Here is a 4251-nt window from a genome sequence, read left to right on the forward strand (position 1 = left end):
CGCCGCTCAGGCGTCGCGTCAGTTCGAGGGAGGCGCCGCGTGAGCGTCTCTGCCCGCCTCGCCGAGCTCGGCATCGAGCTCCCCGCCGTCGCAGCGCCCGTCGCCGCGTACGTGCCTGCGGTCGTGCATGCCGGACTCGTCTACACCTCGGGTCAGCTTCCGTTCACCGACGGATCGCTGCCGGCGACCGGCAAGGTCGGCGCCGAGGTCTCGGCCGACGACGCGAACGCCTACGCCCGCACCTGTGCTCTGAACGCCCTCGCCGCCGCGGTGGATGCCGCGGGGGGAGTCGACAACATCGCAGGGGTCCTGCGGCTCGGCGGCTTCGTGGCATCCGTCCCGGAGTTCAGCGGACAGCCCGGCGTCATCAACGGCGCCAGCCTGGTGCTCGGTGAGATCTTCGGCGATGACGGTCGGCACGTGCGTGCCGCAGTCGGCGTACCCGTGCTGCCGCTCGACAGCCCGGTCGAGGTCGAAGTCACCTTCATCCTCGCCTGAGCGCGCGTCATCAAGAACGGCCCCTCCCGGATCGGGAGGGGCCGTTTTCGATCCGGTGTACCGGAACGCGCTCTACTTGACCTGCGCCGAGATGATGCTCATGACGGCGGTGTCGGCGAGGGTCGTCGTGTCGCCGACCTCGCGGCCCTCGGCCACGTCGCGCAGCAGACGCCGCATGATCTTGCCCGAACGGGTCTTGGGCAGCTCGCCCACGATGTACACGTCACGCGGACGGGCGATCGCGCCGATCTGCTCGCCGACCCACTGGCGCAGCTGCTGTGCGAGCCCTGCGGGGTCGTGCGCCGACAGGTAGCTCTCCTTGATGATGACGAACGCCACCACCGCCTGCCCGGTCGTCTCGTCGGCAGCGCCGACGACAGCAGCCTCGGCTGTGGCCTCGTGCGCGACGAGCGACGATTCGATCTCGGCGGTCGAGAGTCTGTGGCCCGACACGTTCATCACGTCGTCGACGCGTCCGAGCAGCCACAGGTCGCCGTCGGCATCCAGGCGAGCGCCGTCTCCGGCGAAGTAGAAGCCCTGCTTCTCGAACTTCTCCCAGTAGGTCTCGCGGTACCGCTCGGGGTCGCCCCAGATGCCGCGGAGCATGCTCGGCCACGGCTCCGTGACCACGAGCAGGCCGCCGTTGCCGTTGCCGACCTCGGTGCCCGACTCGTCGACCACGTCGATCGAGATGCCGGGAAGGGGGACCTGCGCGGAACCGGGCTTGGTAGCCGTCACGCCGGGCAGGGCAGAGACCATGATCGCGCCCGTCTCGGTCTGCCACCAGGTGTCGACGATCGGCGTCGTGCCCGCGCCGATCACGTCGCGGTACCAGATCCACGCCTCGGGGTTGATGGGCTCTCCGACCGAGCCGAGCAGTCGCAGTGACGACAGGTCGAACTTCGCGGGAACGCTGCGGCCGATCTTCATGAACGAGCGGATCGCGGTCGGAGCGGTGTAGAAGATCGAGACCTTGTACTTCTCGATGATCTCCCACCAGCGGCCGGGGTGCGGAGCATCCGGTGTGCCCTCGTAGATCACCTGGGTCGCGCCGTTGGCCAGCGGTCCGTAGGTGACGTAGCTGTGACCGGTGATCCAGCCGATGTCGGCGGTGCACCAGTAGACGTCGGTCTCGGGATGCAGATCGAACACGTACTTGTGGGAGTACGCGGCCTGCGTCAGGTAGCCGCCGGACGTGTGCAGGATGCCCTTGGGCTTTCCTGTCGTGCCCGAGGTGTACAGGATGAACAGCGGGTTCTCGGCGGGGAACGCCTGCGCGGTGTGCTCGGCCGAGGCGTTCGGAACAGCCTCATGCCACCAGATGTCACGGTCGGCGTTCCACTCGACCTCGTTCTCGCCGCGACGCACGACCAGCACGTGCTCGACGGTCTGCTGCTCGCCGTCGCCCCGGTCGGCGAGCGCCTGGTCGACCGCCGGCTTGAGCGCCGAGACGCGGCCCTTGCGATAGCCGCCGTCAGCCGTGATCACGAGCTTCGCGCCCGCGTCGTCGATGCGCGAGCGCAGGCTGTCCGCGCTGAAGCCGCCGAACACGACCGAGTGGATGGCGCCCACCCGGGCGACCGCCAGCATCGACGCGACGGCCTCGGGGATCATGGGCAGATAGATCGCGACGCGGTCGCCGTGGCCGATGCCGAGGTCTTCGAGCACGTTCGCGACCCGCTTGACCTCGTCGGTCAGCTCGGCATACGTGATCGTGCGGGAGTCGCCGGGCTCGCCCTCCCAGTGCAGGGCGACACGGTCGCCGTTGCCTGCCTCTACGTGCCGGTCGAGGCAGTTGTACGCGACGTTGAGCTCGCCGTCGTCGAACCACTTCGCGAACGGCGGCGTCGACCAGTCGAGCACCTGCGTGAAGGGCTTGTGCCACTCGAGCAGTTCGCGTGATTGGTCGGCCCAGAACGCCTCGCGGTCGGCCGCCGCGCTCTCGTACAGCGCGGGCGAGGAGATCGACTGAGCGACGAACTCCTCGGTCGGCGGGAACTGACGGGTCTCATCGAGAAGATGATCGATCTGGCTGCTCATCGGCAGGCGCTCCTTTGCGGCATGGCAGGTCGTGCAGGCTGACCCCGGGGTGGCGTGATCAGGTCACGGCGAATCTAGTCTCGGCCGCTGACGTCGCATACTGCCGAAAGTCGGTACTCCGACGGGTTTTGTCAGGACGGTGGCCTTGCGTACACTCGACCTCAGCCGAATTCTCATTCCGGCCTTGGCGCGCCCGAATCCCCCGAAAGGGTGCGCCGTGGGCGGCATCTCATTCCCCCCGTGAGGTGCCGCCCTTCTCCGTCTGGGAGCGCTCTCTGCTGCCTGCGGATCGGACCTCGCCGATCGACCGATCTCTCTGCACGGGTGCAGATGAGATGAGCTTGCTCACAGCGCGTGCGCGACGGCTCCCGAACGCGGTCCGTGCGGCACACCGGGCGCCTACCGTCGGGGCATGCCCGATTCCTTCGTCATCCGTCCGCGTGCGACGTCGCGGTTCGTGGAGAGCGTTCAGGCGGCCGACCCCGAGTACCTCCCGATCGATCCGGCCTTCGGGCCGCTGGCCGAGCACTGCGCCGATCCCGACGTCACCGACATCTTCGTCAACGGCGCGCAGGGGCTCTTCGTCGACCGCGGGCACGGCGCCGAGGCGGTGCCGGAATGGAGCGCCTCCGAGCGAGAGGTGCGCGATCTCGCGGTGGCGCTGGTGGGACTCGGCGGCCGTCATCTCGACGACCAGGCGCCCTGTGTCGACGTGCGACTCGACTCCGGAATCCGAGTGCACGCCGTCCTCGCCCCCGTGGCGACGGCGGGCACCGCACTGTCGATCAGAGTGCCCCGAGTGCGCGCCGCTGATCTCGACGCGCTGGCCGCTCTCGGCACATTCGACGCGCGCGGCCAGAGCTGGCTGGTGCGGCTCGTGCATGAGCGCGCGAACATCCTCATCACCGGCGGCACGGGAACGGGCAAGACCACGCTGCTGTCGGCGCTGCTCTCGGCTGCGCCGGCGTCGGAGCGGATCGTCACGATCGAAGACGTCGCAGAACTCAGACCGAGGCACCCGCATCATGTCGCTCTTGAAGCACGGCAGTCGAATCTCGAAGGTGCGGGCGGCATCAGTCTCGCGCGTCTCGTGCGTGAGTCGCTGCGTATGCGTCCCGATCGCCTGGTGGTGGGCGAGTGCCGTGGCGAAGAGGTGCGAGAACTGCTGACGGCTCTGAACACCGGACACGACGGGGGAGCAGGCACGCTGCACGCCAGCGGTCTGAGTGATGTTCCGGCGCGGATGGAGGCGCTGGGTGCGCTCGCCGGGATGGACGCCGCGGCGCTCGCGCGCCAGGTCGTCAGCGCGTTCACCGTGGTGCTGCACCTCGAACGCGCGCCGGACGGGCGACGGCGGATCGCGCAGGCCGGCGAGTTCACCCTGACCGATGATCGTCTCTCTATCGTCGAGGTGCAGCCATGGTGATCGCGCTGCGCCGTGGCCGCACCGAGGCTCACCGCGTCGCAGACGTCGATGCTGCGACGGGCGGCGCCGATGCTGCGACGTCGGTGCAGACGCTCGCCGTGCTGCTGCAGGCGGGCGCCGTGCCCTTGACGGCGTGGCGGCACCTCGGCGACACAGGCGACGAGCACGCCGCCGCGGTCGTGGAGCGCGTGCAACAGGGCATGACACTCGTGGCGGCGATCGAGTCGGAGGGTGGTGCGTGGCGTGATCTCGCCGCGGCGTGGGAGGTGGCGACCACGGTCGGCGCG

3 protein-coding genes and 1 pseudogene are annotated in these 4251 nt (G+C 69.2%); 3 read left to right on the forward strand and 1 reads right to left on the reverse strand.

Translation table 11 applies throughout. The features are described from left to right. Nucleotides 1-39 precede the first annotated feature (39 nt). A complete protein-coding gene (locus RTM68_RS17300; protein ID WP_312173339.1) occupies nucleotides 40-498 on the forward strand; it encodes a RidA family protein in 459 nt (152 codons plus the stop codon). Nucleotides 499-570: 72 nt separating this feature from the next. Here RTM68_RS17300 and acs read toward each other — a convergent pair whose 3' ends face one another. Further along, complete coding sequence (gene acs / locus RTM68_RS17305; RefSeq protein WP_312173342.1) at nucleotides 571-2538, reverse strand: acetate--CoA ligase; 1968 nt, start codon at nucleotides 2536-2538, stop codon at nucleotides 571-573. Nucleotides 2539-2950: 412 nt separating this feature from the next. Between acs and RTM68_RS17310 the strand changes: the two genes are divergently transcribed. Together RTM68_RS17310 and RTM68_RS17315 are read left to right on the forward strand one after the other, a co-directional pair. Continuing rightward, entirely contained in the window at nucleotides 2951-3964 is a 1014-nt protein-coding gene (locus RTM68_RS17310) for a TadA family conjugal transfer-associated ATPase (protein ID WP_312173345.1), read from the forward strand. Beyond that, nucleotides 3958-4251: pseudogene (locus RTM68_RS17315) on the forward strand (pilus assembly protein TadB); the annotation flags it as partial. The gene RTM68_RS17310 and the pseudogene RTM68_RS17315, both read left to right, overlap by 7 nt.

Origin of the sequence: Microbacterium sp. (assembly GCF_031988965.1) — a bacterium.
GTDB lineage: Bacteria > Actinomycetota > Actinomycetes > Actinomycetales > Microbacteriaceae > Microbacterium.